Below are 25,674 nucleotides of genomic sequence, written 5' to 3' on the forward strand. Positions count from 1 at the left end.
ACCAGCGCAATGGTGCGCCCATGATCCTGGGCGCCGTCCTTGCTGGGGGCCAATCCACCCGCTTTGGCAGTGACAAGGCTGTAGCCGAACTGGCAGGGCAAAGCCTCCTCGCCCATGCCGTGAATACCCTGCAGCAGCAGTGCGACACGGTCGTGGTTGTGGGGCGGGACGATGCGCCGGCGCCCTGTCTGCCCGATCGCCCGCGTGCCGGCATGGGGCCGCTGGGTGGCATCGCCGCCGCGCTCCACCATGCCGCTGGCCACGGGTTTGATACGGTGCTCACGGTCCCGGTCGACAGTTTTGGCCTTGCCGCCGATACGGCCGCCCAGCTTTCCCCCGCACCCGCCTTTTGCGAAAGCCAGCCGGTGATCGGCCTGTGGCCGGCCAGTGCCGCGCCTGCGCTCGATGCCTTGCTGGCCAGCCCGGCCAAGCACAGCTTGCGCGCGTTTGCCCAAGCGATAGGCGCGCGCCCGGTTGCGCTCACCACTATTCCTCACAATATCAACACCCCGGCGGATCTTGCCGCCGTGCAGGAGCATGCCCATGGGCTATGAACGCCAGGCCGATTTCGGCACCCCCGAGGTTCGTTCCGACAGCCAGGTGACGCTGGAAATCGATGGCCGCGCCGTAACCGTGCCGGCCGGCACCACCGTCATGCGCGCGGCGGCGGTTTCGGGTGGGTCGATCCCCAAGCTGTGCGCCACCGACAACCTCAAGCAGTTCGGCTCGTGCCGCCTGTGCCTGGTTGAAATCGACGGCATGCGCGGCACACCGGCGTCGTGCACCACGCCGGTGGCCGATGGCATGAAGGTTCATACCCAAAGCGAAAAGCTGGCCAGGCTGCGGCGCGGAGTGATGGAGCTTTATATCTCCGACCACCCGCTCGATTGCCTTACCTGCAGCGCCAACAACGATTGCGAGTTGCAGGACCAGGCCGCTGCAGTGGGCCTGCGCGATGTGCGCTATGGCTATGAGGGGGCCAATCACCTGGAGGCGCAGACCGACGCCAGCAATCCCTATTTCGATTTTGACGCGACCAAGTGCATCGTCTGCTCGCGCTGCGTGCGGGCGTGCGATGAAGTGCAGGGCACCCTGGCGCTGACGGTGGAAAGCCGCGGCTTCGGCTCGCAGATTTCGGCGGGCGTGAAGTCTGACGATTTCCTCTCGTCGGAATGCGTATCGTGCGGCGCCTGCGTGCAGGCCTGCCCGACGTCGGCGCTGATGGAAAAGGCGGTGACCGAAATCGGCAAGCCCGAGCGGGCCGTCGTCACCACCTGCGCCTATTGCGGCGTGGGCTGCACGTTTCGCGCCGAAATGCGCGGCGAGCAGCTGGTGCGCATGGTGCCGTGGAAAGACGGCAAGGCCAACCGTGGCCATTCCTGCGTCAAGGGCCGCTTTGCCTGGGGCTATGCCCAGCACCAGGACCGCATCCTGAAACCCATGGTGCGCGACAGCATCGATCAGCCCTGGCGCGAGGTCAGCTGGGACGAGGCGCTGGGCTTTGCCGCCAGCCGCTTCAAGGCGATCGCCGCCAGCCATGGCAACAATGCGCTGGGCGGCATCGTATCGAGCCGCTGCACCAACGAGGAAGGCTTCCTGGTGCAGAAGCTGGTGCGCGCCGGCTTTGGCACCAACAACGTCGATACCTGCGCCCGCGTCTGCCATTCGCCCACCGGCTATGGCCTCAAGACCACGTTCGGCACGTCTGCCGGCACGCAGGATTTTGATTCGGTCGAAGACAGCGACGTGATCCTGGTGATCGGCGCCAATCCCACCGATGGCCATCCGGTGTTTGGCAGCCGGATGAAGCGCCGCCTGCGCCAGGGCGCCAGGCTGATCGTGATCGATCCGCGCCGCACCGATCTGGTGCGCAGCCCGCATGTGGAGGCAGACTATCACCTGCCGCTGCGCCCCGGCACCAATGTCGCGGTGCTCTCCGCGCTGGCGCACGTGATCGTGACCGAAGGCCTAGTCAATGAGGCGTTCGTGCGCGAACGCTGCGATTGGGACGAGTTCCAGCACTGGGCCGAATTCGTGGCGCAAGAGCGCAACAGCCCCGAATTCCTCGAACCCGTCACCGGCGTTCCCGCCGATCTCGTGCGCGGGGCGGCGCGGCTCTATGCCACGGGCGGCAACGGTGCGATCTATTATGGCCTGGGCGTGACCGAACACAGCCAGGGTTCCTCCACCGTGATGGCGATTGCCAACCTCGCCATGGCGACCGGCAACATCGGCCGGCGCGGCGTGGGGGTTAACCCCTTGCGCGGGCAGAACAACGTGCAGGGCGCCTGCGACATGGGCAGCTTCCCGCATGAGCTTTCGGGCTATCGCCATGTGTCTGATGCCGCCACGCGCGCGCTGTTCGAGGCGGAATGGGGTGTCAGGATCGATCCCGAACCGGGCCTGCGCATTCCCAACATGCTCGATGCCGCCACTGACGGCCTGTTCAAGGGCCTCTACATCCAGGGTGAAGACATTCTTCAGTCAGACCCGGATACCAAGCACGTTGCGGCGGGCCTGGCGGCGATGGACTGCGTCATCGTGCATGACCTGTTCCTCAACGAAACCGCCAACTATGCCCATGTCTTCCTGCCGGGCTCCTCGTTCCTGGAAAAGGACGGCACTTTCACCAATGCCGAACGCCGCATCCAGCCGGTGCGCAAGGTGATGGAGCCGCTCAATGGCTATCAGGACTGGGAAGTGACGCAGGAACTGGCGCGCGCCATGGGCCTCGATTGGAACTACACCCATCCCAGCGAGATCATGGACGAGATCGCGCGGCTCACCCCCAGCTTTGCCGGGGTAAACTATGCCCGCCTCGATGCCGAAGGGTCGTTGCAGTGGCCGGTCAACGACACCGCGCCCGATGGTTCGCCGATCATGCACGTCGATGGCTTCGTGCGCGGCAAGGGCAAATTCGTGGTGACCGACTATGTGCCCACTGACGAGCGCACCGGGCCGCGTTTCCCGCTGCTGCTGACGACGGGGCGCATCCTCTCGCAATACAATGTCGGCGCGCAGACCCGGCGCACCGAAAACAGCGTGTGGCACGCCGAAGACGTGCTGGAAATCCACCCGACCGACGCGGAAAACCGCGGCATCAACAGCGGCGACTGGGTGCGCCTGGCCAGCCGGTCGGGCGAAACCACGCTGCGCGCCACGGTGACCGATCGGGTGGCGCCCGGCGTGGTCTATACCACGTTCCACCATCCCGCCACGCAGGCCAACGTGGTGACCACCGACTATTCCGACTGGGCCACCAATTGCCCGGAATACAAGGTGACCGCAGTGCAGATCACCCCGTCCAACGGGCCGAGCGAATGGCAGGAAGACTATGCCGCGCAAAGCCGCCAGGCGCGGCGCATCGCCGGCAGCGCGCTGGAGCCGGCCGAATGAGCGGGCAGACCGAAGCCAAGCTGGTCTACATGGCCAACCAGATCGCCCGCAACCTGGTGCACGAACCGCACCCGGCGGCGGCTCTGGCCGATCACCTGCACGCGTTCTGGACGCCGGCGATGCTGCGCCAGATCTTTGCTCACCTTGCCGCCCATGGCGAGGACGGGCTCGATCCGATCGCCCGCACGGCCTTGGCCGAACTGGCCGCGGGTCATGCCCCGCCACCGCAAACCAAGGCGACCGACCCCGCGCACCATGGCGCCGATGCCGGCTGACCTGCCGCCCGGCGCGGTCGACCACGCCTTTGTCGAACATTTTGCCGATGGCCGCGCGCCCGTGCCGCGTGCCCGCGCGCTGGCGCAGGAAGCGCCCGTGGCGATCGAGATCAATGGCCTGGGTTATGCCGTGATGATGGCCACGCCCACCGATCTTGAAGACTATGCGCTGGGCTTTTGCCTGTCGGAACAGTTGATCGCCGATCCTTCCGGGTTCGTGGCGGCGCAGGCGGCGCAGATCGAGGGGCGCGGCTGGATCTTGCGTATCACGTTGGCCATGGCCGATGCGGCGCCGCTGATGGAACGCGCGCGGCTGCGCCTGTCCGAAGGATCGTGTGGCCTGTGCGGGATCGAAAGCCTGGAGCAGGTCTTGCGCCCCTTGCCGCAGGTGGGCGCGGCACTGGCCGTCAGCGATGCGGCAATCTTTCGCGCCACCGCAGCCATGGGCGATCACCAGACGCTGGGCCGTGCCACCCGCGCCGCCCATGCCGCCGCATTCTGCACGGGCGATGGCGCGATTCTGGCGCTGCGCGAGGATGTTGGCCGCCACAACGCCTTCGACAAGCTGGTCGGCGCGCTGGCGCGGACGGGAATTGACCCGGCCAGCGGCTTTGTCGTCCTGACGGCGCGGTGCAGCTATGAACTGGTGCAGAAGGCCGTGATCGCCGGCGTGCCGCTGCTGGTCACTGTGTCAGCGGCCTCGACCCTCGCGGCAGAGCGCGCGCAGGCCCACGGGCTGCGGCTGGTCAGCTTGGCGAGGGACGACAGTTTCCTGGAAAGTTGAGCGACCCGGCCCGGGAAAGTTGGCCTGTCCGCCGGGAATGGGCGGCTCAGCGCGCGTCAGCCAGCGTGGACAGCGCCTCGCGCAGCGCTTCGAGGCTGACTGGCTTGGGCAGCATCGGCGCTTCGGGCGCGCCGGCATCGGGATCGAACGAGGCATGCCCCGACAGATAAAAGAACGGCGTGCCTTCCTCGCGCAGGCGCAGCGCTACTGGCACCGAGGTGGTGTCGCTGCCCAGTGAAAAATCGAGCAGGGCGGCATCGACCGGGCCTTCGTCCAGCGCCGATAGCGCCTGGTCCACCGTGGCCACTGCCGTTACCTTGTCATGGCCGAGGTCTGCCAGGTTTTCCTCCAGCAGCATTGCGAGCAGGGGCTCGTCCTCGACAACCAGAATTCTCATCATTGCAATCCTTGGTGGCGTTTGTTGGTGCCGGGCGCGAAGGCGCGGCACAACGCCAATTCCACAAAACCCTACCCCATCTGCGGCATACGCGAAACTGCCGATGATACGAATAGGGTTGCATCCAGGGGGTCTATCCCCTGATTGCAACGCTTTGGCCCGTTTTTCGCCCGGATCATGCCCTTGGGAACCAGCGCGATGCGCCAGGGATTATGGCTTGGCCATGGCCCCGCGCGCGATTCGTTTTCCTTACGAGACCCCCGGTCTGGATGTCCGCTGGCAGCGCCAGCTGTTGATCGGCGGTGTGGTTGCGCTGCTCCATGTCGGCCTGATTCTGGCGCTGGTGCACGGCCTGGCTGGGGGCATTGTCGCGCTGCGCCTGCCCGATCCGGCATTCGTGCTCTACACTCCGCCCGAACCCACACCCACACCCACGCCCACCCCGCCCAGCAGCAGCATGCGGCCAAGCCATGCCGCTTCGGGGGCTGCCGGGGCGATGGGGCGCAAGGCGCGGCCCAAAGAAATCATGGCCCCACCGCCGCGCATCATTATCCCGGCCTTGCCGGCCGCCCCGGTGGCGGGGACTGGCGACGCGGCACGGTCGGGCGCCGGCCCCACTGGCACGGGCAACGGCGGCGCCGTCGCGGGCTCGGGAACCGGTAGCGGCGCTGCAGGAAATGGCGATGGTGGTGGCGGGGCACAGCGCGTGGCCAAGATCGCCGGAGACATCACCGCCGCGCGCGATTATCCCGCCGCAGGCCGCGCCGATCGTGCCGGCCGCCAGGTGGTGATCGTGCTGCGGGTGGATACGCAGGGCAATCCGGTGGGGTGCCGCGTGCAACAGGCCAGCGGCAACGACGAAGCTGATGCCATCACCTGCCGCCTGGCTATGCAGCGCTTCCGCTTTCGCCCGGCGCGCGACGCGCAAGGCCAGGCGATAGAAGCCGAATATGGCTGGCGCCAACGCTGGTGGGCGCCCTAACATGTGTTAGCGTGGCGCGGAAACCTTGTTGTTTTTGCAGCGCCGCACCTGTGAGTCGCCTTTTTTCAGCGACAAAATCAGCACGTAACGTGACGATGACGTTGCGGCGCAATGCAACTTTATCCCGGTTCCATCGTTGGTTCATCGAACAGACATATTCGGGGCGAGCCAGCCAGATGACACGTGACCTTTCCACTTCCTTGCGGCGCGCCACCCCTGTTGCAGGGGCCGTGCTTGATTTCTTCGGTACCGATGCAGCTTCCCGTGCACCCGCCCGCCGCGTGGCGCTGATTGGGGGCTTCGCGCCGCGCAAGTGCGGCATTGCCACGTTTACCACCGACGTGTTCGAGCAGCTGGGGCTGCATCACCCCGAGCTGTCGGTCGACCTGCATGTCATCGACAGCCCGACCGAGCCGCTGCCCTATCCCGATGCGCGCAGCGTGATCCGGGCCGATCAGCCCGAAGACTATCGCATTGCCGCGCGACGCATCAACGAAGATGCCGTCGATGCGGTGTGGCTCCAGCACGAATACGGCATCTTTGGCGGCGAAGCTGGCGCCATGGTGCTCGAACTGCTCGATCGCGTCGCTGCCCCCCTGATCGTTACGCTGCACACCGTGCTGGCCAGCCCTTCTGCCGAGCAGCGCGCGGTGCTCGATCATATCCTCGATCGCGCCAGCGGCGTCATGGTCATGAGCGAACATGGCCGCGATGTCCTGGCCGCGGTCTATGGCGTCGATCCCAAGCGGGTTACCGTGATTGCCCACGGCGCACCCGATCGCCCGTTCGGGCGCCATGCCCAGTTCAAGGCCCGCGCTGGCCTTGAAGGCAAGAATGTAATCATGACCTTTGGCCTTCTGGGCCAGGGCAAGGGCCTGGAAACCGCGATCGAGGCACTGCCGGCGATCGTCGCGACCCATCCCGATACGGTCTATCGCATTGTCGGCGCGACGCATCCCAACCTGGTTGCCGCAGAAGGCGAAGCCTATCGCGACAGCCTGATGGACCTGGCGCGCAAGTTGGGCGTGGCCGATCATGTGTTGTGGGAAAACCGCTTCCTCGAAACTGGCGAACTGCTCGATCAGCTGGAAGCATGCGACATCTACCTCACGCCCTATCCCAACCTGCAGCAGTCCACCTCGGGTACGCTCAGCTATGCCGTGGCGTTGGGCAAGGCGGTGGTTTCCACCCCTTATCTTCACGCGCGTGAACTTCTCGCCGATGGCGTCGGCGCGCTGGTGCCGCCGCGCTCGGCGCAGGCGCTGGCGGATGCCGTCAACGCGTTGCTCGGTGATCCTGCCGCGCTCGATGCCATGCAGCGCCGCGCCTATGCGCGTGGCCGCGAAACGATCTGGCCGCGCTTTGCCGAAAGCTGCGCCCAGTTGGTCAACACCGTGGCCGCCACCGCGCCGCAGCTGCCGCCGTTGACCGCCACGCCGGGCACCAGCGGGGTCTGGGCGATGTGTGACAGCACCGGCATGTTGCAACATGCAATCGGCGTGGTGCCCGATCGCCGCCATGGCTACTGCCTGGATGACAATGTCCGCGCGCTGATGCTGATGGGTGTGGCTGATAGCATTCCCCTGGCCGAGCGCCAGCGCTGGGCCACGGTCTTCGCCTCGTTCGTCCAGCACGCCTGGAATCCCGAGGCTGGCCGCTTCCGCAACTTCATGGCGTTCGATCGCTCGTGGTGCGAAGACGTCGGCTCGGAAGACAGCAATGGCCGCGCCCTGTGGGCCTTGGGCCATGCCGTGGCCCACGCGCCGGACGCCGGCCTGCGCGCCTGGGCGCGGCAGTGGTATGACATTGTGCTCGATCCGCTGGGCAGTGTGGAATATCCGCGCAGCATCGCCTTTGCCGTGCTGGGCGCGGCGCAGGTTCTGGCGGTGGAGCCCGATCACCGTCCCAGCCGGGAGTTGGTCGAACGCGGCGGCGCGGTGCTTCATGCCTTGCTGGCCGAAGGGCGGCGCCCCGATTGGGCGTGGTTCGAAGCCATGCTGGGCTATGACAACCCGCGCCTGCCCGAAGCGCTGATTCGTGCAGGCCATCTCATGAACCGGGCAGACTGGCTGGAAAGCGGGCTGGAAGCCTTGCGGTTCATCGTGGCGCAACAGACCACTGCCACAGGTCAGTTTCGTGCGATTGGTTCGGAAACCTTCACCCCGCCTCATGCCGTATCTTATGAAGCCAAGCCATTCGACCAGCAGCCGCTGGAAGCCTGGGCCGCGGTGGAAGCATGCGCGGCAGCCTGGCAGGCAGAAGCCAGCTGGGACGAGCACGGCGCGCGCGGCGCGTCGCAAGCGCTGTGGCGCAGCCATGCCCAGGCCGCCTATCGCTGGTTCCTGGGTGCAAACGACCGTGGCCAGCCGCTCGGCGATCTGGCTAGCGGGCGGTGTCGCGATGGCATTACCCCGCGCGGCATCAATGCCAATTGCGGCGCCGAATCAATCCTGGCATTCCAGCTGGCACATTATGCGCTTGCCGAGTTGGAACGGGCCAGCGGCCCGCGCGTTGGCAGCGAAACCGCAGCCCTTGGCCAATCGTTTGGCCCATCCAGCAAGGTAAGGAGTGTCCTTGGCGACCGAGCCTACAAATCCCAGTCTCACGCCAGCTGACACGGTGGCGGCCAACCCTGTGGGAACGCGCCCCGACGGGGTGGGCAATGGCCTGCGCATTCTCGAGCAACGGCTTCATGCCGATCCGTCACGCGTCGTGCTGCGGCCCTTTCATCTGGGCTGGCAGGGCGGCGCGGGCGGCGGCTCGCGTGCGGCGCGCCTGGTAGAGGATGTCCTGTCGCTGGGCGAAGTCGAGGCGGCCGAGGAATATGCCCGCGTCCTCCACGATTTCGAGGAACGCCACTGGCAGACGGAGCAGCTGTTCGAGGAACGCTATGCCGAAGTGCGCCAGGCGCTCGACCTCGACGATGGCGCCATCCCGCCCGTGCGCCGGCGCCTGATCGGAGCCTATTTCTGCCACGAATATACTTATGCTGCGGCAGCCTTGATGAACCCGTCGATCGTGCCCCATCCCGATCAATCGGGCATGCTCGATGGCGCGGTGCGCTTTGTCATGAGTCTGCGCGCGGTGGGCGAAGGGCATATCAGCTCGATCGTGTTCCGTGAGGGCGTGGCCAATGCCGACGGCACGTTCCAGCTGTGGCCGCAAAGCGCGTTTGCCACGGCCATGCTGCCCGACGCCAGCACTCCGCCCGCCGGTGACCAGATCGTGGCCTTGCATCGCCATGCAGAAAGCACCCTGTCGAACAGCGTGATCTTCCCCGTGACCGAGCAGCAGCGCGGCGGGCTGGAAGACCTGCGGCTGGTGCGGTTCGATCACGGCGGCGGCGATTACGAATGGATCGGCACCTACACCGCCTATTCGGGCAGCTCGATCCGCTCGGAACTGCTGCGTACGCGCGATTTCCGCCGCTTCGGGCTTGAGCCGATCCAGGGCCGCGCCGGGCGCAACAAGGGCATGGCCCTGTTTCCCCAGGCGATCGACGGGCGCTATGCCATGGTCGGGCGCCAGGATGGCAAGAACCTGTTCCTGCTGCGCTCAGACCGGCTGGATTGCTGGGACGATGATGGCGTCTTGCTGATGGAGCCGAAATTCCCGTGGGAATTCGTGCAGATCGGCAATTGCGGCAGCCCGATCCTGACCGATCAGGGCTGGCTTCTGCTCACCCACGGGGTGGGCGCGATGCGCAAGTATGCCCTGGGCTGCGCCCTGCTCGATCGCGATGATCCTTCCCGCGTCATTGCCCGCAGCAAGGTGCCGCTGCTTACCGCCATCGATGCCGATCGCTACGGCTACGTGCCCAACGTGGTCTATACCTGCGGTGCGCTGATGGTGGAGGACAACCTGTTGGTGCCCTACGGTATTTCCGATAGCGCGGTGGGTTTTGCCACGATCGGCGTGGATGATATCCTCGATCTGATGGAATGACCGTGCTTGCCAGTGCCGCGTTCTTGGCCGCAAGAGGGACGGCATGATCGCGCAAACCATCCAGCTGTCGCTCGCCCCAGTCTTCGTGCTGGTGGCGATCGGCAATATCATGAACATCCTGACCACCCGGCTGGGACGCATCGTCGATCGGTCACGCCACTTGCAGCAGCTGCATGCCGAAACCACCGGCGTGGCGCACGATGCCGTGGTGGTGGAAATGCGCTATGTTGATCGGCGCATCCAGCTCATCGGCCGCGCGCTCCTGCTGCTGGTGCTCTCGGGCCTGGGCATCGGGGTGACGGTGGGGTCGCTGTTCTTCAACCAGATCACCGGCATCGCGCATCTGGGCGATGTCACGGCGACCACGTTCTTCATCGCCATTGCGCTGTTGATGGTGGCGCTGATCTATCTGCTGCTGGAAACGCGGCTGGTCGCCAGCACCCTGCGCCTGCCGCCCGAGTTTCTCGAACTGGAACGCAAGGACCTGTGAACAATCGCTGCCGAACGCGCGAGGTTCGGCAGCGATCTGGCCCCGTATCAGGCCAGCAGCTTTTCGCCCTTTTCGCGGATCATCCCCTCGATCATGCCACGGGCAAAGCCAAGCCCGGCGGGAATGTCCACGTCAAACAGCACCTGGGTATCTTCCAGCGTCACCTGGCTGGGGATGGTAAAGCCCATGGCCGATACCGTCATGGTCAGGTGATCGGCATCGTTCCACTGCGTTTCGACCTGGGCCATGCCGCCGATCAATTCGCTGGCCTTGCCCGAGGCATCGCCCAGGCGGGCCTGCATGCGCGCGCGGACCTCGTCCTTGCCAAGGGAATGGGGCAGGGCAATTTGCATCATGTCTTCTCCACTGGCGGAACAAGGCGCACGGGGAGCGCGCCGTTGTCGGCCAAAGCATCGCCTTCCAGCGCATCGCCATAGCGATAGTCAAGATAGCGGCCGCGCACGGCCAGCGCATCGATGTCTCCGGCGGCAAGCTGGCGGGTAATCTGGTCGATCTCGCCACTGATGCGGGCCAGGCCATCGGCCAGTTGCTGATCGGCATTGCGGCCGCCGCGTTCTTCCTGGCGCAAATGGGTCGGGATGCGCCGCCAGCTTTCGACCATGCCGGGCAAGTGTTCGCCCACCAGGCTGCGCACTTCGGCCACCGCTGGCTGGCTGGCATCGATCCCTTCCAGCTGCGCACCCAGCCCATCAAGCTGCGCGCCGATTTGATCCACCAGCCGCACCGCCGGGGCGGGCAGGGCAGGTGCCTGCGCTTCCAGCCAGAGCTGGGTGCGGCCCACCATGGTGCGCACGTCGCCCCGGTTGATCGTCGCGAGGTCCGGCACCTTGAGCCGGGGATAAGTGGCAAAGAAACCCACCACGCCGATCACCGCCAGCACTGTCAGCAACAGCCCGACCAGGCCGATCCCGTCGATCACCAGGCCCAGCGCCATGGCCGCGACCAGCACCACGCCCACCGCCATCGCGATGCGCGCGGCCTTCTTGGCCACATGCTGCCGCTTGAGTTCGGCCGAGCGCAAGCCGATCGACCGCCGCCGTCCGCCGGCGCGCTGATGCGCCAGGCTGGCGCGCGCGGCGCGCAGGATTTGGTCGGATTGCGATGCAGTCATGGTTTGGCCTGTGTTGAGGAAGTGTCGGTTCTGGGTTTCCACCACCCCCCGACCCCCTCCTCTGAAGAGGAGGGGGAGAAGAACGGTAAAAGCCCTTCCTCTGACGAAGACGGGGAGAAGGGACGCAAAAGCCCCCTCCTCTTCAGAGGAGGGGGTTGGGGGTGGTGGAAACCTGACGCCGGCATCACCCCTCCAGGCTCAACAGCGAGGGTGCGCTGGCCTGGGGGGTGTTCTTGGCCGCGCCTTCGGCCCGGGCGATATAGCCCTTGGACTTTTCCACTTCGCCCGAAAGTGTGTCCACCGTCTGCTTCATGGCGTCGAGCGCCTTGAGCTTGAAGGTGTCGATCGTGTCCATCGTGTCATAGATGTTCTGGAACGCGCGCTGCAGGGTTTCCAGGGGGATCGTGCTGGACGCCGCCATTTCGTGGATACGCCCGGTCTGCTCGCGCAGCAGCTTGCCGGTGGAATCGATGATATTGGCCGTGGTGGTGTTGAGCGCGGTGATCTGCTCCAGCACCAGGCGCTGATTGGTCATCGCCTGCGCCACGGTCACGGCGGTGCGCAGCGCGGCCACCGTGGTGGTGCTGGCGCGGTCCACGCCCTTGACCAGTTCCACGTTGTTCTTCTTGACCAGGTCCAGCGCCAGGTAGCCCTGCACGGTTACCGCCATCTGCGTCAGCAGATCCTGCGCGCGCTGGCGGGTATAGAACAGCGCGCTTTCGCGGATCGCCTTGGCCTTGGCCGGGTCGGTATGATCGAGATCGGCGGCGGCATCTTCCAGCTTGGTATCGAGCAGGCGGGCGATGGTGATCATCTGCTCCAGCTGGCCCATCCCCTCCCACAGCTTCTGCCGCTCCACATCGATGGCGGCATTGTCCATCAACAGCTCGTCCTTGCCGGCGGCCAGGCGTTCCAGGATCGCCTTGATGTGCCCCTGGGCCGAGACATAGCCGTCGAAATACTTCTTCATGCTGTTGCCAAAGGGGATGATGCCCAGGATCTTGCGCCCCGAAGACAGGTTGCCCTTGCGCGCTGGATCAAGCTCTTCGATCGTGCGGCGCAGCTGCGCCAGATCGGCGCCCACGCCCGAATCCTTGTCCATCGCGCGGATCGGGCGATCGAGGAAGCGGTTGGACATGCCCGCCGCCTGGGCGATTTCCTTGCGGCCCATGGCCGTCAACTGGTCCACCCGCTTGCCGAATTCGGGGCTGGCCGCGTCCTGGGCCAACAGTTCGGTGACAAAGGCGTCGGCCTTGGCTTCCAGCTTGCCGCGCGTCTCCTCGGCCACGGGAACCAGCCCGGCGGCCTGCTGCGGGGCAACCACCGGCACGGGATCGGGCGGGGTCAGCGTGATACCGGGCGCCTGCTCTGCGGTGGTGGTCGAAGGGGTCGATGCCATGACGCGGTCCTGTCTTTTCCTCTGCGGATCGGGAGCTTGCCCTCCGCGCGTGGAAGATGGCCCCGGCCCGCGCGCTGCGCAAGGCGCTATTCCGATGAACGGCCGATGGGTTTCGCCCGGCGGCGCCGGCGTGCCCTTTCTGCCCGCTCGACAGCCAGAGCCATGCCGCGCAGGCTTTGCCCATGACAGTACACGATGAGCAAGCGCGGGGCCGCCATGTGGCAGTGTTCGGTGCATCGGGTGGCATCGGCGCCGCGCTGGTGGCGGCGCTGGCCGGGCAAGACGATGTGGCCGTGGTCCATGCCGGCGCCCGCCGCCCCGTTGCCGCCACTGCCAAGGTGCGGCCCTTCACCTTCGACTATGATGATGAAGCCAGCGTGGCGCAGGCTTGCACCGCGCTGGCGCAGCAAGGCCCGCTCGACATGGTGCTGGTCGCCACCGGGCAATTGACGCTGCCCGATGGCACACCGCCCGAGAAAAGCGTGCGGTCTCTGGGCCAGGCGGCGCTGGCCCAGCAGTTTGCCGTCAATGCCATCGGTCCGGCGCTGATCATGGCCCATGTCCCGGCCCTGCTGCCCCGCGATCGGCGCGGCGTGTTTGGCGTGCTTTCGGCGCGGGTCGGCTCGATCTCCGACAATCGCCTGGGCGGCTGGCACGGCTATCGCGCGGCCAAGGCGGCGCTCAACATGCTGCTGCGCGGGCTGGCGATCGAACTGGCCCGCAGCCATCCGCAGGCCGTGGCTGCCGCGCTTCATCCCGGCACGGTAGACACGGCGCTGTCTGCCCCGTTCCAGCGCGGGGTAAAGCCTGAAAAGCTGTTTAGCCCAGCTTATTCAGCCGGTGCCCTGCTGGATGTGCTGGAACGGTTGCAGCCGGCCGACAGCGGCAAGCTGTGGGCTCGGGATGGGGCGGAGATTCCGTTTTGAGCTGAGCTACAAGCCCTCCCCCAGCCCCTCCCGCAAGCGGGAGGGGGAGAAGGTTTAGCTCCCCTCCCGCCTGCGGGAGGGGCTGGGGGAGGGCTTGTTCCCCCCAAAAAAACGATCAGGCTGCCAGGCTATAGGGCTCGATCTCGCCCGACAGGTACAGCTTCTTGGCTTTGGCGCGGCTCAGCTTGCCCGAACTGGTGCGCGGCAGGGTGCGCGGCGGCACGAGTTCGACCACGCAGTTCATGCCGGTGATCGAGCGCACCTTGTCGCGGATCTGGTCGCGCAGCTTCACCCGTTCTTCCGGGTCCGAGACGCGGCAGTGCACCAGCACGGCCGGGGTTTCCTCGCCATTTTCGGTTTCCACCGAGAACGCGGCAATGTCACCCTGGTGGAAGCCGGGCAGCTGTTCCACTGCCCATTCGATATCCTGCGGCCAGTGGTTCTTGCCATTGATGATGATCATGTCCTTGGCGCGGCCAACGATGAACAGGTAGCCCTGCGCGTTGACGTAACCCATGTCGCCGGTGTCGAGCCAGCCGTCGACCATGCAGGCCGCGGTCGATTCGGGATCGCGGAAATAGGAGTGCATGACCGAGGAGCCGCGGCACCACACCTTGCCGATGTGGTGGTGGGCCAGTTCTTCGCCATTCTCGCCGCGAATCGCCACTTCCATGCCCAGCACGGGCACGCCGCAGTTGACGATGGCGCGATAACGGGCCGGGCGCGACAGGTCGCGCGGGCTGCCCGACAGGCGCTCTTCCTCCACCAGTTCCACGCGGATGCCTTCGCCCGGCGGCATGACCGTGACGGCGAGCGTCGCTTCGGCCAGGCCATAGCTGGGCAGGAAGGCGCTGGCCTTGAACCCGGCATCAGCAAAGGCATTGACGAAGCCCTGCATCACGTCGGGGCGGATCATGTCGGCGCCGTTGCCGGCCACGCGCCAGCGCGACAGGTCGAACCGGTCGGCCACGCTGGTCTGGCTGGAAATGCGGCGGGCGCAGATGTCATAGCCAAAGGTCGGCGAATACGACAGCGTGGTGCCCTGGTTGCGGCTGATCAGGTCGAGCCAGGCGAGCGGGCGGCGCGCGAAATCCTCGGTCTTGAGGTAATCGACCGAAACCTGGTTGGCGATCGGCGAGAGGAAGCAGCCGACCAGGCCCATGTCGTGATACCACGGCAGCCAGCTGACGCAGCGATCGCCGTCGCCAATGTCCATGCCATGCGAATGGCCGGCCAGGTTGGCGAGCAGCGCGCGGTGCGTAACGGCCACGCCATGGGGAAAGCGGGTCGAGCCGCTGGAATATTGCAGATAGCAGATCGCATCGGGATCGGCGGTGGGCAGGTCGCCATCGGCCAGCGCGCCCTCGTCGAACTCGGCCCAGCTCAGCCCCGGGCAACCCTGGCGTGCGGCGGCCTGTCCGCACATCTCTGCCAGTTCGCCGGGATAGACCAGCAGGCACGGGTCCGAGCTGGCCAGCTGCACGGCGAGCTGGTCGATATAGTTTTCCTTGCCGCCAAAGCTGGTGGGCAGGGGCAGCGGCACTGGCCAGGCACCGGCATAGACCGCGCCGCAGAACAGCGCGGCAAATTCCGGGCCGGTTTCGGCGATCAGCGCCAGCCGGTCACCGGCCTTGATTCCGCGCGCCACCAGCCGGCGTGCGGCTGCCAGGGCATCGGTGCGCAGCTGGGAAAACGGATAGACCTGCGTGAGCGTGCCGCGCGGATCGTGGAAGTTGAACCCGCGCTCGCCCTGGGCGGCATAGTCCAGCGCATCACAGAACGTGGCAAAATCCGCATAACGGCGCGGCTGCGCATCGTCGTTTGGCGTTGGAACAAGAGCCATCTTCTCTGCGACGGCGGCCGTAACGGTCATGCGGTACCCCAGGTATGGAACAAGATATCGGTCTTAAAACAGTCGGTCTGTGCCGCCACTTCCGCCCAAGGCAGTGAATGGTGGCTGACTGGCTGCGGCTCCTTGCGTGGGCAGCGCCTTGGCGCAAGCCCCCATGGTCAAGAAACCGTAACCCGAGGTTCTCATTTAGTCCGGAGTGTGGCACGAATATGGCGTGAACCGCCCTGATGTACCAGATCGTCGCACACGGCGGCCTCCTCGTCCGCTCGATGCGGCGCTGCTCGATGAACTGGCACTGGGTTACGTCGCCCGCTTTGCCACCAGTACCGGCAAGCTGTCGGCCTATCTCAACCGCAAGCTGCGCGAACGCGGCTGGGATGAAGATGCGCCCAGCCCGCCCGATGTGGCCGCGATCATCACGCGCATGGCTGAGGCTGGCTATGTCAGCGATGAAGGCTATGCGCGCATGCGCGGCGCCAGCTTGCGCCGGCGCGGGCTGGGGGCGCGGCGCATTGCCCAGGATCTGGGCCAGGCCGGCATCGCGCCCGATCTGCGCGAAGAGGCGATGGGTTCGGCCCAGCAGGCCCGCGCCGCCGCGCTCGCCCTGGCGCGCAAGCGGCGGCTGGGCCCGTTCGGCCCGCGCGATGACGATGGGCGGATCGACCCGGCCGTGCGGGAAAAGCAGGTGGCCGTGTTCCTCAGGGCAGGGCACCCCCTTGCCATGGCGCGCGCGCTGGTGAATGCAGCGGGCGAACGCGAAGCGGAAGATTGGGTTTATGACGCAGACGATTAAGACCGGGATGATGGGCGCGGCACTCGCCCTGGCACTGGGCATCATGGCCTGTTCCCCGGCCACGGCCGACGCCGGCCATCACAAGTCCGATGCGATGCCCGCGCCCACCGGCGCGGTCGGCGTCCATCCGATCTCGGGCCTCAAGGTCATTCCCCTGGCGATCGCCACCAAGGGCGGCACCCACCAGTTTCGCGTGGAAGTGGCCGTAACCGGCGAGGAACAGGAAAAGGGCCTGATGTTCCGCACCGCGATGGGCGCAGACGAAGGCATGATCTTTCCGATGGACCCGCCGCGCATGGCCGCGTTCTGGATGAAGAACACGGTGATCCCGCTCGACATCATCTTCATCGGCCCCAACCACCGCGTGCTCAACGTGGCGGCCAACGCCGTGCCCTATGACCTGAGCCCGCTGCCCTCCACCGGGCCGGCAGCGGCCGTGCTCGAACTCAATGGCGGGCGCGCGGCGCAGATCGGGCTCAAGCCCGGCGACAAGATCGCCTGGTAAACGCCTCGAGGGATCGTCGGCGACGCAGGTGCAACAGCACCCTTGCCGACTCCCCCTTGCAGGGGCTAGGGGCAAGGAAACCCGCTGCGGCGGGCGGCAACTGGAACAAGAGCTTCATGAGCATTCTCGGCAAGATCTTCACCTGGTGGGACGGCGCCACCTTCGGCACCCTGCTCGACAGCGCCCGCAATGGCGAACTCGTGGGCCACGATGCCCAGGGTAACAAGTATTACCGGGCCAAGAAGCCGTATCCCAAGGGACATCCGTTCCAGGGGCGCGAGCGTCGCTGGGTGATCTACAACGGTGCCAACGACGCCAGCCGCGTGCCGGCCGAATGGCATGGCTGGCTGCACGGCTCGCTCGACGGCGTGCCGGAAAGCAACCTGCCGCCGCCGCGCATCTGGGAAGTGGAATTCACCCCCAACGCCACGGGCACGGCCGCGGCCTATCGCCCGCAGGGCGCGCTGGAACGCGGTGGCCATCGCGCCGCTGCCACCGGCGATTACGAAGCCTGGTCGCCCGAAGGCTGATGCCTGCCCGCCGCGCGCTGTCGGTTGCGGTCCTGCTGGCCGGCGGCACGCTGTTGCTGGCCGGCTGCAACCACCGCGAGCCGGCCGAAACCGCCCCTCCGGGCGAGGCGACAGCCGCCGCGCCGATGCCGGCGGCCAGCGGCGCGGCCGAAAGCGATTACGGCACCCCGGTCAAGGACCGCGTCGCCACGCTGGGCTTCCTCAACAAGCGCAACAACATCACGCAGGACATCGTGCTGCGTTCGGGCGAGGCGCGGCGCATCGGCAATGCCATCGTGCGCCTGGGCACGTGCGAGCGCACCGCGCCGTGGGAAGACCCGGCCGAAACCGGCGCTTTCGTTCAGCTGTTTGTCGAAGAACGCGCCACCACCGAACAGAAGCTGACCTGGCACAAGGTCTTTTCCGGCTGGCTGTTCAAGAATTCGCCGTCGCTCAACGTCGTCGAGCATCCGGTCTATGATGTCTGGGTCAAGAACTGCGCGATGAAGTTCCCCGGCGAGGAAGACAGCCCAGCCTCGGCCGCTGCGGCCAAGAGCGCGGCAAAGCCTGCCGGCAAGCCCGCCGCCGCCCCTGCGGAAGAGCCCGATGACAACGCCCCGGCCGATGATGCCCCGGTGATGGAAGACGGCGGCACGCCTGCCGATTCGCCCACGCAGTAACGCCCCGCGTCGTCCAGCCGGGCAAGATAATCGGCCTGCGGGATTTCCACCGCCCCCAGCGAGGCCAGGTGCGGGGTGGAAAACTGGCAATCGAGCAAGACCACGCCGGCATGGCGCAGCGCCGCGACCAGCCAGGCCAGCGCCACTTTCGACGCATCGCTTTGCCGGCTGAACATGCTTTCGCCGCAGAATACGCGGGCAAAGCCCACGCCATAAAGCCCGCCCACCAAAGTGCGCCGGCCATCTGGCCCGGTTGCCCAGGTTTCGATCGAATGGGCATGGCCCAGGGTGTGGAGCGTGCGATAGCTTTCGCGGATACGCTGCGAAATCCAGCTGTCCTGCGCGCCATCGCGCGGGGCCGCGCACGAATCGATCACGGCATCGAACGCGGCGTTGCAGGTGACGGTAAAGCGCCCCCGGCGCAGCGTGCGTGCCAGCGAGTGCGAGCAATGAAAGCCATCGAGCGGCAGGATCGCGCGCAGGCGCGGCTCCACCCAATAGACATCGGGATCGTCGCGGCTATCGGCCATGGGAAAGATCCCGGCGCGATAGGCCCTGAGCAGCAGATCGGGCGGAATGATGGAATTCACAGGTTGCAACATGATCGTTGAAAATCTTCATCCGCCGGTTGCGCTGCCCGCGTCAACCCATTAAGGGGCCGTCACGAGCACAGGAGCGTAGCTCAGTTGGTAGAGCATCGGTCTCCAAAACCGAGGGCCGTGGGTTCGAGTCCCCCCGCTCCTGCCATCACCACCGCGTGATGGCCATGTGTTGAAAAAGGCCGCAACCCGTTTGGGATGCGGCCTTTTTCATTGGCTCACCGCCGTTTCACAGCCCGCCCGTGGTTCCGCTGGCAGCGCCACCCGTGGTGGTGCCAGCGTGGCCGGCCCGGCTTCCCGTGCTACCCGCCGCGCCGCCGCCCAGGGTCGATCCCCCGGTGGCGCCGGTCATCGCCCGGCCCATCGGATCGACCGGGCTGCGCAGCGTGCTGCCCAGCGCGCTTTGCGCTGTTCCGGTTGCGCTGCCCTGGCCGATCGTGGTGCGGCGGCTGGCGCCAAAGCCGCCGGCCATGCCCGTGCTGTTGAGGCTGGTGGCTGCCGGATCGGCAGGCGTGCCCGGCTGGGGCCGGCCCGTGCCGTCGCCGCCGGGAGAACGCACCGGGCCGATGGCGGGGCTCACCCCGGTCATCGGGCCGATGCCGGCGCCGATCGTGGCCCGGCTGCTGACGCCCGGCGGGGTGCCCGGCAGCGGCGTGCGCGAGGTGGTGTCGGTGGTGGCCTGCTGGCCCATGGCTGGCAGGCTGATGGCGGTGCCCAGGATCAGGGCAGCGGTTGCGGCAATGGCGCGCATGGTCGGGCACTCCTTGAGGATGCGTTTGCTCACCTTAACGGATCAATGCCCGCTCGTATCCGAGTCTTTTACGCTGGCGCGCAGCAGGCGCCTTGGGGGCTTGGCAGCCTGCACCCTTGCCAAGCGGCGCGCTTGGCCCTAGATACGGCAAACTTTCCGACATCGGAGCCCTGACCTGCCCCTCCCGGACCTGTCCGGGGCGGCGATGGCCCCTAGGCGGAAGGGACGAGATTCATTCAGGCAGCGAAGGCAGCACGGCTATGGCCAAGACCAGCCCCGGCGAATTCTTCAATCAGGTGAAGGCAGAGGCGCGCAAGGTGGTGTGGCCCACGCGCCAGGAAACCACCACCACCGCGATTTTCGTGGGCATCATGATGCTGATCCTGGCGGTGTTCTTCCTGGGCATCGACAGCGTGTTCGGCATGATCGTGCAGTGGCTGCTCAAGCTGGCCTGATCCACAAACCTTCGTACAAGAGACCCACTTATGGCCCGCTGGTACATCATTCACGCCTATTCCGGCTTTGAAAGCAAGGTCCGCGAATCGATCATCTCCGAAGCCGAGCGCATCGGCCTGTCGCAGCTGGTCGAAGCGGTGGAAGTGCCCACCGAAACCGTGACCGAAGTGAAGCGCGGCAAGAAGATCTCGGTCGAGCGCAAGTTCATGCCCGGTTACGTTCTCGCTAAGCTGGCGATGAACGACGACATCTATCACCTGGTCAAGAACACGCCCAAGGTGACCGGCTTCCTCGGCCACAATGGCAAGCCGCAGCCGATTTCCGAAAAGGAAGCCGCACGCTATTTCGGCGCGCGCGAACAGGCCGCTGCCCAGCCGGCCCGCCAGGTTGCCGTCGATTACGAAATCGGCGATTCGGTCAAGGTCAACGCCGGTCCCTTCGCCACGTTCAACGGCGTGGTGGAAGAGCTCGATTTCGACAAGCACCGCGTCAAGGTCTCGGTGTCGATCTTCGGCCGTGCCACCCCGGTGGAGCTCGGCTTCGACGAAGTCGAACTGGTCAAGTAAGCACCAGCTTTTGCCGGGCGCGGCCGTTTCTGGTTGCGTTTCCGGCCTTGCCTGCTAAGGGCGCCCACTTCGCGGCGGGTTTCGTGCCCGCCCGATTCCGCGCGGTAGAGCAGTTTCGGCCGCTCGTTATCACCGCTTACTCTGCGGGGCACATGCCCCAACAGGATGAAAGGAGGCCATCATGGCCAAGAAGATCGAAGGCTATATCAAGCTGCAGATCAAGGCCGGCGAAGCAAAGCCTTCGCCGCCGATCGGGCCCGCGCTGGGTCAGCGCGGCGTCAACATCATGGGTTTCTGCAAGGAATTCAACGCCGCCACCCAGGAAGTGGAAAAGGGCACGCCGCTGCCGACCGTGATCACGGTCTATGCGGACCGCTCGTTCACCTTCGTGACCAAGACTCCGCCCGCCACCTTCTTCATCAAGCAGGCCGTGGGTATCAAGTCGGGTTCGAAGACCCCGGGCAAGGCTTCGGCCGGTACCATCAAGCGCTCGCAGCTGGAAGAAATCGCCCAGGCCAAGATGAAGGACCTGAACGCGAACAGCATCGAACAGGCCGCCAAGATCATCGAGGGCTCGGCCCGTTCGATGGGCCTGCAGGTTGTGGAGGGCTGATACCATGGCAAAGCAGACCAAGAAGCAGAAGGCCCTCGTCGAAAAGCTCGGCGACAACCAGAAGATCTACGGCGTGGATGAAGCCATCCAGCTGCTCAAGGATCTGAAGAGCGCCAAGTTCGACGAATCGCTCGAAGTGTCGCTGAACCTCGGCGTCGACCCGCGCCATGCCGACCAGATGGTCCGTGGCATGGTCAGCCTGCCGTCGGGCACCGGCAAGGACGTCAAGGTTGCCGTGTTCGCCCGTGGCGACAAGGCCGAAGCGGCTCTGGCCGCCGGCGCTGACCGCGTGGGCGCCGAAGACCTGCTGGAAGACATGCAGGCCGGCAACCTCGACTACGGTCGCGTGATCGCCACGCCCGACATGATGGGTCTGGTTGGCCGCCTCGGCAAGGTGCTGGGCCCCAAGGGCCTGATGCCGAACCCGAAGCTGGGCACCGTGACGCCGAACGTCGCTGACGCCGTGAAGTCGGCCAAGAGCGGCCAGATCGAATTCCGCGTCGAAAAGGCCGGGATCATCCACGGCGGCATCGGCAAGCTCTCGTTCTCGAACGAAGCGCTGCGCGCCAACTTCGACGCTTTCGTCGATGCAATCGTCAAGGCCAAGCCGTCGGGCGCCAAGGGCAAGTATGTCCGCAAGGTCGGCCTGTCCTCGTCGATGGGTCCCGGCCTGAAGATCGACGTTGCCCAGGTGCACGGCAGCTAAGCCGCACGCCGTCAAGGCAAACAGGATTTCGGGGCCGGGAGGGTTTGCCTTCCCGGCCCCTTTCCGTTGGGGCTAGAGCGCGATCGACTTTGACTGCGTCAAAGCCGGCGCTCTAGCCTTTTGATTTTCCGCATTTTCCGAGTCGGCAGGTGATTCCACCTGCCTTGAAAATGCTCTAGGCGCGCGTGCCTGGCTCGCCTAATCACAGGGCTGTGACCGTGTCTTCTGCCTCTCTCGCAGCGCCAGATCCCGATGCCGATCCTTTGGCCCCGCGCCTGGTGGACGAGGCGGAGTGCGTCGCCTCGGTCCTGCTGGCGATCCTGGTGGCGCACCATATCGGTGCCACTCATGTCTCTTGGGCGGCTTTCACCGGCTACATGGTCATGCGCGGCTATCCGCTGGAAACGCTGCGCCGTGCGCTGCTGCGCATCATCGGCACGGCGCTGGGCGCGCTGGCGTGCCTTGCCGTGCTGGAAAGCCCGCTCGGCGGCAACATGGTGGTGCTGGCCATGGCGATGGCGCTGGCCGGCACGGTCAGCCTCTATGGCGCGATCACCGGGCGCCATGCCTATGCCTGGCTGTTCCTGGGCCTGACCTTTGCCATGATGCTCTACGATCGCGTGGCCATGCCGCTGGCCGATCCGCGGGCCTTTGCGGTGATGCGCATGATCGAAACCCTGGCCGGCACGGCCGCCTGCATGGCGGTGAGCCTAGCGTCGGCATGGACGCTGCGCCGCCGCTGGCCGGCGATCCGCGCGCCCAAGCCGCAGGGCGTGGGCTGGCGTCCCGATGCGCTGCTCCACGGCGCGCGGGGCGGCCTGGCCCTGGCCCTGCTGCTCGGCCTGGCCACGCTGTGGGATCTGCCCTCGCTGGTATCGGGCGCGATCACGATCATGGCGGTGATGCTGATTCCCGTGACGGCGGTGGACGGCCCCAATGGCCTGCGCCAGGTCAGCCGGCGGCTGTGGTATCGCCTGCTCGGCTGCCTGGCGGGTGGCGCCCTGGCGGCGCTGGTGCTGGGGCTGGCCGCGCTGCTGCATGGCCCGGCGCGGGCCGCGCTGATGCTGGCAGGCACCGCGATGGGCGTGGCGCTGGGCCGCCATCTGGAAAACGGCAACCACGGGCGCGGCTATGTCGGCACGCAGTTCACCCTGGCGGTGCTGGTCGTACTGGTGCCCGATAGCTGGGAAGCGGCGCATATCGCCCCCGGTTTTGATCGCCTGGTCGGCATTCTGGTGGGCATGGCCGTGCTCGAACCGGTGCTGCTGCTGGGCGCAGCGCTTTCGCGGGTGCGCACGGCGGTCGTTCCGGCCAATCAGCGCAGCGAGGCAGGCGGGGTCTGAACGCTGGCGCGGGTATAGCATTCCACCACCAGGCTGATCGCTGCGCCATCGGGGCGGCGCAGCACGGCGCGGTGTGACAGCACGGTGCCGGCCGGGCATTCGGCCATGCGGCCGCGCTGCGCGGCCAGGCGCTGGCGCGTGAAATGCAGCGGCGCCACCACGGTGCCGAACGGCGTGTCGGTGCTGGCCAGGGTCTGGTTCATCGCCGGGGTTAGCCGCGCTGGCACGAACCAGTTCTGCGCGTCGGACAGCACGACATTGCCGCACGACAGGCGCACATGGCGATAGCCCAGCGGCGCATCCGCCCTCACACCCAGCGCAGCGCGCACGGCCGCAGGCGCCGCGCGCGGCGTGCGATCGGCCGCGGCATGGATCGTGGCCGGATCAGCCAGGTGCTGCACCGCGCACCATTGCGCCAGGGCCGCCGTGGCGCTGGGCTGGGCGGCGAGCGTCGCTTCCAGCGCCGGCAGGCGCGCTGGCACGCAGCCCGCCAGCGTGGTGCCCAGTAGAGCGGCTCCCGCCAGGGTGCGACCGACGATCATGGCGCGGTGCATGGCGTCTTGGCGGCCAGCCAGTCGTTATCGTCGGCAAACGGCGCGGCATCGTGGTTGGCCGGGGCCACGCCTTTCACCGCAGTCTGTTCGAACACTGATGACATGTCGTTGTCGAACTTGGGAATCTGGCGGTTGAGTTCGGCCGCCTGGGCCGCGCTGATTTCCGGCAGCAGCACGCGCCGGCTCATCACCGTGCGCATCACCGTGCCGGTGAGCCCGGCCTTGCGCCAATAGGCGACACCGCCCAGCGAACGGTCCACCGGCTTGGCGTAATAGGTCCAGTCGTGCGCGGCGGCCGGTGCGGGCAGGCGCACCGTCGTGGCCCAGCAGCGAAACGCCGGGTAATCGGTGGCATAGGGCAGCGTCTGGTCCTGGTCGGCGCGGCGGCGCAGGCGATCAGGCGGACTGAAGCCGGCGCCCGGCAGGTAATAGCGATGCGCGCCATCGCCCATGTCTTCCCAATCCATGTCGCCCAGGCCTTGCGCGCTGAGCACCACGGCGCCATGCGCTTCGTCTGCTTCCCACGAAACCTTGTCGGCAACCAGCCAGTTTTCCTGCGCTTCCCAATACTTGCGCAGCGCCCGTTCGGCGTCCACGGCGGGCAGGCTGCTCAGATAGCTGCGGATCACCAGCGCTTCGTCACCGCGCAGGATATGGCGCGCGCGCACTTTGGCACGGGCAGACAGCCCCGCGCTGGCATCGATATCGAGCACCGCCACCATGCGCGGCAGCACCGGTGGCGGCGTGGGCAGCGACAGGATCGGCGCGCCTTCGGCCGTGATCGGCAAGCCCTGGCGCCACGGCGGAGGCAGGATCATCGCCAGCGAGCGATCGCCCAGCCGCGTGCCGTCGAGCAGCATGGGCTTGCCGGCGATGGTCGCGCGCACCACGACGTGATCGAACAGCGCGGCATTGGGCAGGCGATCGGCCAGGCCATCGCCCCCCTTGGTCTGGATCAGCAGCGGCTGCGCCTCGATATCCAGTTCGCGCAGCAGCGCCAGCAGCAGGGCGGTCTTGCCCTTGCAATCGCCATAGCGGCGCTGCCACGTGGTATCGGCATCGGCCGGGGTCAGGTTGGCGCCATCCATGCCGACATAGACATAGCGCACCTGCTCTTCCACCAGGCGCAGCGCGGCCTCGGCGCGGCGGGCGGGGTCGGGCGATGCGGCCGCGATCCGCGCCACTTCGGCCTTGAGCGGGCTATTGGCGGCGAGCCGCGCCGCCTTGTCATAGAGAGGGAACAACCGGCGTGAAAAATCGGGCCAGCTGGCATAGTTGGTGAATTCCACCAGGCGGCGCCAGCCATAGCGTGCCGGCGCGCCCTGCGGCACGTCGGCCGGCGGATCAGGATCGTGCAGTTCCAGCGCGATGCCGTCCAGCTTGCCGCCGCTGGGCAGCGGGGTGGGGGCAAGATCGGGCGTTGTCTGCCAGCGTATCGCCTGGCCCTGCGGCCACGACACGCGCAGGCGGAACGTGCCCGTGGCACTGGCCTGCGGCATGATATAAAGATCGCCGCGCGCATCGCTCAGCGTCGGGTCGCGCGCGGTCAGCGTGGTGGCCAGTTCCACCTCGTCCCCCACTTCCAGTCCGGGGATCTGATAGGCGGCGGTCAGCCGGCCATCCAGCGTGGCCAGTTCCAGGTTCTGCTCGCGCTGCATCACCGAAAAGGTGGCGGTATGCGTCAGATCGCGCATCGCCCCGGCGTGGAACACGCGCAGGCGGTGCAGCACCATGCGCCCGGCATCGGGTGACCAGGTCAGCGTAAGGTTGCCGGCGGCCAACCCTTGCGGCTTGACGATGCGATAGCGCATCGCGTTGTAGACCTGCAGGCCATCGGGGCCGGCCATGTATTGCGTGTCGCTATAGATCGCGGCGAGCGCGGCATCGGTGGCAGGCGGCGTGGCGGTGGCCGGCTGTGGCGGGGGCAAGACCCAGGGTGCCGGATCGGCCACGATCACCTCGCGCGTGGTGCTGCGCGCGGCTGCGCAGGCGGGGCTTGCTGCCAGGACCATGGCAGACGC

26 protein-coding genes, 1 tRNA gene and 1 pseudogene are annotated in these 25,674 nt (G+C 66.6%); 19 read left to right on the forward strand and 9 right to left on the reverse strand.

Annotation, left to right across the window (positions count from 1 at the left end; translation table 11 throughout):
* Positions 1–20 precede the first annotated feature (20 nt).
* Genes FHW97_RS15655 through fdhD form a run of 4 tightly spaced genes read left to right on the forward strand, consistent with a single transcriptional unit; the run spans position 21 to position 4,455 of the window.
* Positions 21–554 carry a molybdenum cofactor guanylyltransferase gene (locus FHW97_RS15655; protein WP_168352364.1) on the forward strand — a complete coding sequence of 178 codons (534 nt, stop codon included), beginning with the start codon at positions 21–23 and terminating at the stop codon, positions 552–554.
* Positions 544–3,396 carry a formate dehydrogenase subunit alpha gene (fdhF, locus tag FHW97_RS15660; protein ID WP_168352365.1) on the forward strand — a complete coding sequence of 951 codons (2,853 nt, stop codon included), beginning with the start codon at positions 544–546 and terminating at the stop codon, positions 3,394–3,396. Before FHW97_RS15655 ends, fdhF begins: the two co-directional genes overlap by 11 nt.
* Positions 3,393–3,671: a formate dehydrogenase subunit delta gene (locus FHW97_RS15665; protein ID WP_084391101.1), complete on the forward strand. Its 279-nt coding sequence runs from the start codon at positions 3,393–3,395 to the stop codon at positions 3,669–3,671. Before fdhF ends, FHW97_RS15665 begins: the two co-directional genes overlap by 4 nt.
* Positions 3,652–4,455, forward strand: a complete 804-nt coding sequence (gene fdhD / locus FHW97_RS15670) for a formate dehydrogenase accessory sulfurtransferase FdhD (RefSeq protein WP_253941827.1) — start codon at positions 3,652–3,654, stop codon at positions 4,453–4,455. Before FHW97_RS15665 ends, fdhD begins: the two co-directional genes overlap by 20 nt.
* Positions 4,456–4,501: 46 nt before the next feature.
* Here fdhD and FHW97_RS15675 read toward each other — a convergent pair whose 3' ends face one another.
* On the reverse strand, positions 4,502–4,852 hold the full coding sequence (locus FHW97_RS15675) for a response regulator (RefSeq protein WP_158271983.1): 351 nt from the start codon (positions 4,850–4,852) through the stop codon (positions 4,502–4,504).
* Between the two features lie 223 nt (positions 4,853–5,075).
* Between FHW97_RS15675 and FHW97_RS15680 the strand changes: the two genes are divergently transcribed.
* From FHW97_RS15680 to FHW97_RS15695, 4 genes are all read left to right on the forward strand, one after another.
* Positions 5,076–5,834, forward strand: coding sequence for a TonB family protein (locus FHW97_RS15680; RefSeq protein WP_253941840.1), 759 nt, complete (start codon positions 5,076–5,078; stop codon positions 5,832–5,834).
* Positions 5,835–6,115: 281 nt separating this feature from the next.
* Positions 6,116–8,449, forward strand: coding sequence for a glycosyltransferase family 4 protein (locus FHW97_RS15685; protein WP_370525433.1), 2,334 nt, complete (start codon positions 6,116–6,118; stop codon positions 8,447–8,449).
* Positions 8,450–8,468: 19 nt separating this feature from the next.
* A complete protein-coding gene (locus tag FHW97_RS15690; RefSeq protein ID WP_370525434.1) occupies positions 8,469–9,779 on the forward strand; it encodes a glycoside hydrolase family 130 protein in 1,311 nt (436 codons plus the stop codon).
* 43 nt (positions 9,780–9,822) lie between these two features.
* The gene (locus tag FHW97_RS15695) at positions 9,823–10,269 is read left to right on the forward strand and encodes a DUF2721 domain-containing protein (protein WP_022677479.1); all 447 of its coding nucleotides are present in this window, start codon (positions 9,823–9,825) and stop codon (positions 10,267–10,269) included.
* Positions 10,270–10,316: 47 nt separating this feature from the next.
* On the opposite strand, the gene FHW97_RS15700 is transcribed toward FHW97_RS15695, so the two are convergent.
* The 3 genes from FHW97_RS15700 to FHW97_RS15710 all read right to left on the reverse strand — a co-directional run bounded on the left by FHW97_RS15700 (position 10,317) and on the right by FHW97_RS15710 (position 12,800).
* Positions 10,317–10,625: a polyhydroxyalkanoic acid system family protein gene (locus FHW97_RS15700; RefSeq protein ID WP_022677478.1), complete on the reverse strand. Its 309-nt coding sequence runs from the start codon at positions 10,623–10,625 to the stop codon at positions 10,317–10,319.
* A complete protein-coding gene (locus tag FHW97_RS15705) occupies positions 10,622–11,401 on the reverse strand; it encodes a hypothetical protein (protein ID WP_245652735.1) in 780 nt (259 codons plus the stop codon). Before FHW97_RS15705 ends, FHW97_RS15700 begins: the two co-directional genes overlap by 4 nt.
* Positions 11,402–11,585: 184 nt before the next feature.
* Entirely contained in the window at positions 11,586–12,800 is a 1,215-nt protein-coding gene (locus tag FHW97_RS15710; RefSeq protein ID WP_168352368.1) for a toxic anion resistance protein, read from the reverse strand.
* A 182-nt stretch (positions 12,801–12,982) separates the two neighbouring features.
* On the opposite strand from FHW97_RS15710, the gene FHW97_RS15715 reads away from it, so the two are divergent.
* Positions 12,983–13,726, forward strand: a complete 744-nt coding sequence (locus tag FHW97_RS15715) for an SDR family NAD(P)-dependent oxidoreductase (RefSeq protein WP_168352369.1) — start codon at positions 12,983–12,985, stop codon at positions 13,724–13,726.
* Between the two features lie 115 nt (positions 13,727–13,841).
* On the opposite strand, the gene FHW97_RS15720 is transcribed toward FHW97_RS15715, so the two are convergent.
* Positions 13,842–15,599 carry a fatty acyl-AMP ligase gene (locus FHW97_RS15720; RefSeq protein WP_168352370.1) on the reverse strand — a complete coding sequence of 586 codons (1,758 nt, stop codon included), beginning with the start codon at positions 15,597–15,599 and terminating at the stop codon, positions 13,842–13,844.
* Between the two features lie 193 nt (positions 15,600–15,792).
* Here FHW97_RS15720 and FHW97_RS15725 point away from each other — a divergent pair, with 193 nt between their 5' ends.
* The 4 genes and pseudogenes from FHW97_RS15725 to FHW97_RS22115 all read left to right on the forward strand — a co-directional run.
* Positions 15,793–16,371, forward strand: a complete 579-nt coding sequence (locus tag FHW97_RS15725) for a RecX family transcriptional regulator (RefSeq protein ID WP_168352371.1) — start codon at positions 15,793–15,795, stop codon at positions 16,369–16,371.
* On the forward strand, positions 16,355–16,876 hold the full coding sequence (locus FHW97_RS15730) for a DUF192 domain-containing protein (protein WP_028657556.1): 522 nt from the start codon (positions 16,355–16,357) through the stop codon (positions 16,874–16,876). The genes FHW97_RS15725 and FHW97_RS15730 overlap by 17 nt, the downstream gene beginning before the upstream one ends.
* Before the next feature lie 116 nt (positions 16,877–16,992).
* Complete coding sequence (locus tag FHW97_RS15735) at positions 16,993–17,406, forward strand: NADH:ubiquinone oxidoreductase subunit NDUFA12 (RefSeq protein ID WP_168352372.1); 414 nt, start codon at positions 16,993–16,995, stop codon at positions 17,404–17,406.
* 125 nt (positions 17,407–17,531) lie between these two features.
* Positions 17,532–17,825, forward strand: a pseudogene (locus FHW97_RS22115) (DUF2155 domain-containing protein); the annotation flags it as partial.
* A 35-nt stretch (positions 17,826–17,860) separates the two neighbouring features.
* Here FHW97_RS22115 and aat read toward each other — a convergent pair.
* The gene (gene aat / locus FHW97_RS15745; protein ID WP_171794976.1) at positions 17,861–18,667 is read right to left on the reverse strand and encodes a leucyl/phenylalanyl-tRNA--protein transferase; all 807 of its coding nucleotides are present in this window, start codon (positions 18,665–18,667) and stop codon (positions 17,861–17,863) included.
* A 69-nt stretch (positions 18,668–18,736) separates the two neighbouring features.
* On the opposite strand from aat, the gene FHW97_RS15750 reads away from it, so the two are divergent.
* Positions 18,737–18,812 (forward strand) — tRNA-Trp (locus tag FHW97_RS15750).
* Positions 18,813–18,893: 81 nt separating this feature from the next.
* On the opposite strand, the gene FHW97_RS15755 is transcribed toward FHW97_RS15750, so the two are convergent.
* Positions 18,894–19,448, reverse strand: coding sequence for a hypothetical protein (locus FHW97_RS15755; RefSeq protein ID WP_168352373.1), 555 nt, complete (start codon positions 19,446–19,448; stop codon positions 18,894–18,896).
* A 227-nt stretch (positions 19,449–19,675) separates the two neighbouring features.
* On the opposite strand from FHW97_RS15755, the gene secE reads away from it, so the two are divergent.
* The 5 genes from secE to FHW97_RS15780 all read left to right on the forward strand — a co-directional run bounded on the left by secE (position 19,676) and on the right by FHW97_RS15780 (position 23,099).
* Entirely contained in the window at positions 19,676–19,870 is a 195-nt protein-coding gene (secE, locus tag FHW97_RS15760) for a preprotein translocase subunit SecE (protein WP_022675304.1), read from the forward strand.
* 30 nt (positions 19,871–19,900) lie between these two features.
* The gene (gene nusG, locus FHW97_RS15765) at positions 19,901–20,437 is read left to right on the forward strand and encodes a transcription termination/antitermination protein NusG (RefSeq protein ID WP_022675305.1); all 537 of its coding nucleotides are present in this window, start codon (positions 19,901–19,903) and stop codon (positions 20,435–20,437) included.
* Positions 20,438–20,618: 181 nt separating this feature from the next.
* Positions 20,619–21,050: a 50S ribosomal protein L11 gene (gene rplK, locus FHW97_RS15770; RefSeq protein WP_022675306.1), complete on the forward strand. Its 432-nt coding sequence runs from the start codon at positions 20,619–20,621 to the stop codon at positions 21,048–21,050.
* 4 nt (positions 21,051–21,054) lie between these two features.
* Positions 21,055–21,756 carry a 50S ribosomal protein L1 gene (gene rplA / locus FHW97_RS15775; RefSeq protein ID WP_022675307.1) on the forward strand — a complete coding sequence of 234 codons (702 nt, stop codon included), beginning with the start codon at positions 21,055–21,057 and terminating at the stop codon, positions 21,754–21,756.
* Positions 21,757–21,974: 218 nt separating this feature from the next.
* Positions 21,975–23,099 carry an FUSC family protein gene (locus FHW97_RS15780; protein ID WP_107718086.1) on the forward strand — a complete coding sequence of 375 codons (1,125 nt, stop codon included), beginning with the start codon at positions 21,975–21,977 and terminating at the stop codon, positions 23,097–23,099.
* On the opposite strand, the gene FHW97_RS15785 is transcribed toward FHW97_RS15780, so the two are convergent.
* Positions 23,072–23,653, reverse strand: a complete 582-nt coding sequence (locus FHW97_RS15785) for a hypothetical protein (protein WP_168352374.1) — start codon at positions 23,651–23,653, stop codon at positions 23,072–23,074. The genes FHW97_RS15780 and FHW97_RS15785 overlap by 28 nt on opposite strands.
* Positions 23,638–25,665 (reverse strand): DUF3857 domain-containing protein, encoded by a 2,028-nt coding sequence (locus FHW97_RS15790; protein WP_168352375.1) that lies wholly within the window; start codon positions 25,663–25,665, stop codon positions 23,638–23,640. Before FHW97_RS15790 ends, FHW97_RS15785 begins: the two co-directional genes overlap by 16 nt.
* Positions 25,666–25,674 lie beyond the last annotated feature (9 nt).

The organism is Novosphingobium sp. SG754 (assembly GCF_013149315.1).
Classification (GTDB): domain Bacteria; phylum Pseudomonadota; class Alphaproteobacteria; order Sphingomonadales; family Sphingomonadaceae; genus Novosphingobium; species Novosphingobium capsulatum.

Bases quoted from the DNA above. Each gene is read 5' to 3' on its own strand.
- rplA (WP_022675307.1), top strand. From the start codon at position 21,055: ATGGCAAAGCAGACCAAGAAGCAGAAGGCCCTCGTCGAAAAGCTCGGC.
- FHW97_RS15655 (WP_168352364.1), top strand. From the start codon at position 21: ATGATCCTGGGCGCCGTCCTTGCTGGGGGCCAATCCACCCGCTTTGGC.
- FHW97_RS15695 (WP_022677479.1), top strand. From the start codon at position 9,823: ATGATCGCGCAAACCATCCAGCTGTCGCTCGCCCCAGTCTTCGTGCTG.
- FHW97_RS15720 (WP_168352370.1), bottom strand. From the start codon at position 15,599: ATGACCGTTACGGCCGCCGTCGCAGAGAAGATGGCTCTTGTTCCAACG.
- FHW97_RS15785 (WP_168352374.1), bottom strand. From the start codon at position 23,653: ATGCACCGCGCCATGATCGTCGGTCGCACCCTGGCGGGAGCCGCTCTA.
- fdhF (WP_168352365.1), top strand. From the start codon at position 544: ATGGGCTATGAACGCCAGGCCGATTTCGGCACCCCCGAGGTTCGTTCC.
- FHW97_RS15675 (WP_158271983.1), bottom strand. From the start codon at position 4,852: ATGAGAATTCTGGTTGTCGAGGACGAGCCCCTGCTCGCAATGCTGCTG.
- FHW97_RS15665 (WP_084391101.1), top strand. From the start codon at position 3,393: ATGAGCGGGCAGACCGAAGCCAAGCTGGTCTACATGGCCAACCAGATC.
- FHW97_RS15705 (WP_245652735.1), bottom strand. From the start codon at position 11,401: ATGACTGCATCGCAATCCGACCAAATCCTGCGCGCCGCGCGCGCCAGC.
- nusG (WP_022675305.1), top strand. From the start codon at position 19,901: ATGGCCCGCTGGTACATCATTCACGCCTATTCCGGCTTTGAAAGCAAG.
- fdhD (WP_253941827.1), top strand. From the start codon at position 3,652: ATGGCGCCGATGCCGGCTGACCTGCCGCCCGGCGCGGTCGACCACGCC.
- rplK (WP_022675306.1), top strand. From the start codon at position 20,619: ATGGCCAAGAAGATCGAAGGCTATATCAAGCTGCAGATCAAGGCCGGC.
- secE (WP_022675304.1), top strand. From the start codon at position 19,676: ATGGCCAAGACCAGCCCCGGCGAATTCTTCAATCAGGTGAAGGCAGAG.
- FHW97_RS15730 (WP_028657556.1), top strand. From the start codon at position 16,355: ATGACGCAGACGATTAAGACCGGGATGATGGGCGCGGCACTCGCCCTG.
- aat (WP_171794976.1), bottom strand. From the start codon at position 18,667: ATGTTGCAACCTGTGAATTCCATCATTCCGCCCGATCTGCTGCTCAGG.
- FHW97_RS15715 (WP_168352369.1), top strand. From the start codon at position 12,983: ATGACAGTACACGATGAGCAAGCGCGGGGCCGCCATGTGGCAGTGTTC.
- FHW97_RS15680 (WP_253941840.1), top strand. From the start codon at position 5,076: ATGGCCCCGCGCGCGATTCGTTTTCCTTACGAGACCCCCGGTCTGGAT.
- FHW97_RS15710 (WP_168352368.1), bottom strand. From the start codon at position 12,800: ATGGCATCGACCCCTTCGACCACCACCGCAGAGCAGGCGCCCGGTATC.
- FHW97_RS15735 (WP_168352372.1), top strand. From the start codon at position 16,993: ATGAGCATTCTCGGCAAGATCTTCACCTGGTGGGACGGCGCCACCTTC.
- FHW97_RS15790 (WP_168352375.1), bottom strand. From the start codon at position 25,665: ATGGTCCTGGCAGCAAGCCCCGCCTGCGCAGCCGCGCGCAGCACCACG.
- FHW97_RS15700 (WP_022677478.1), bottom strand. From the start codon at position 10,625: ATGATGCAAATTGCCCTGCCCCATTCCCTTGGCAAGGACGAGGTCCGC.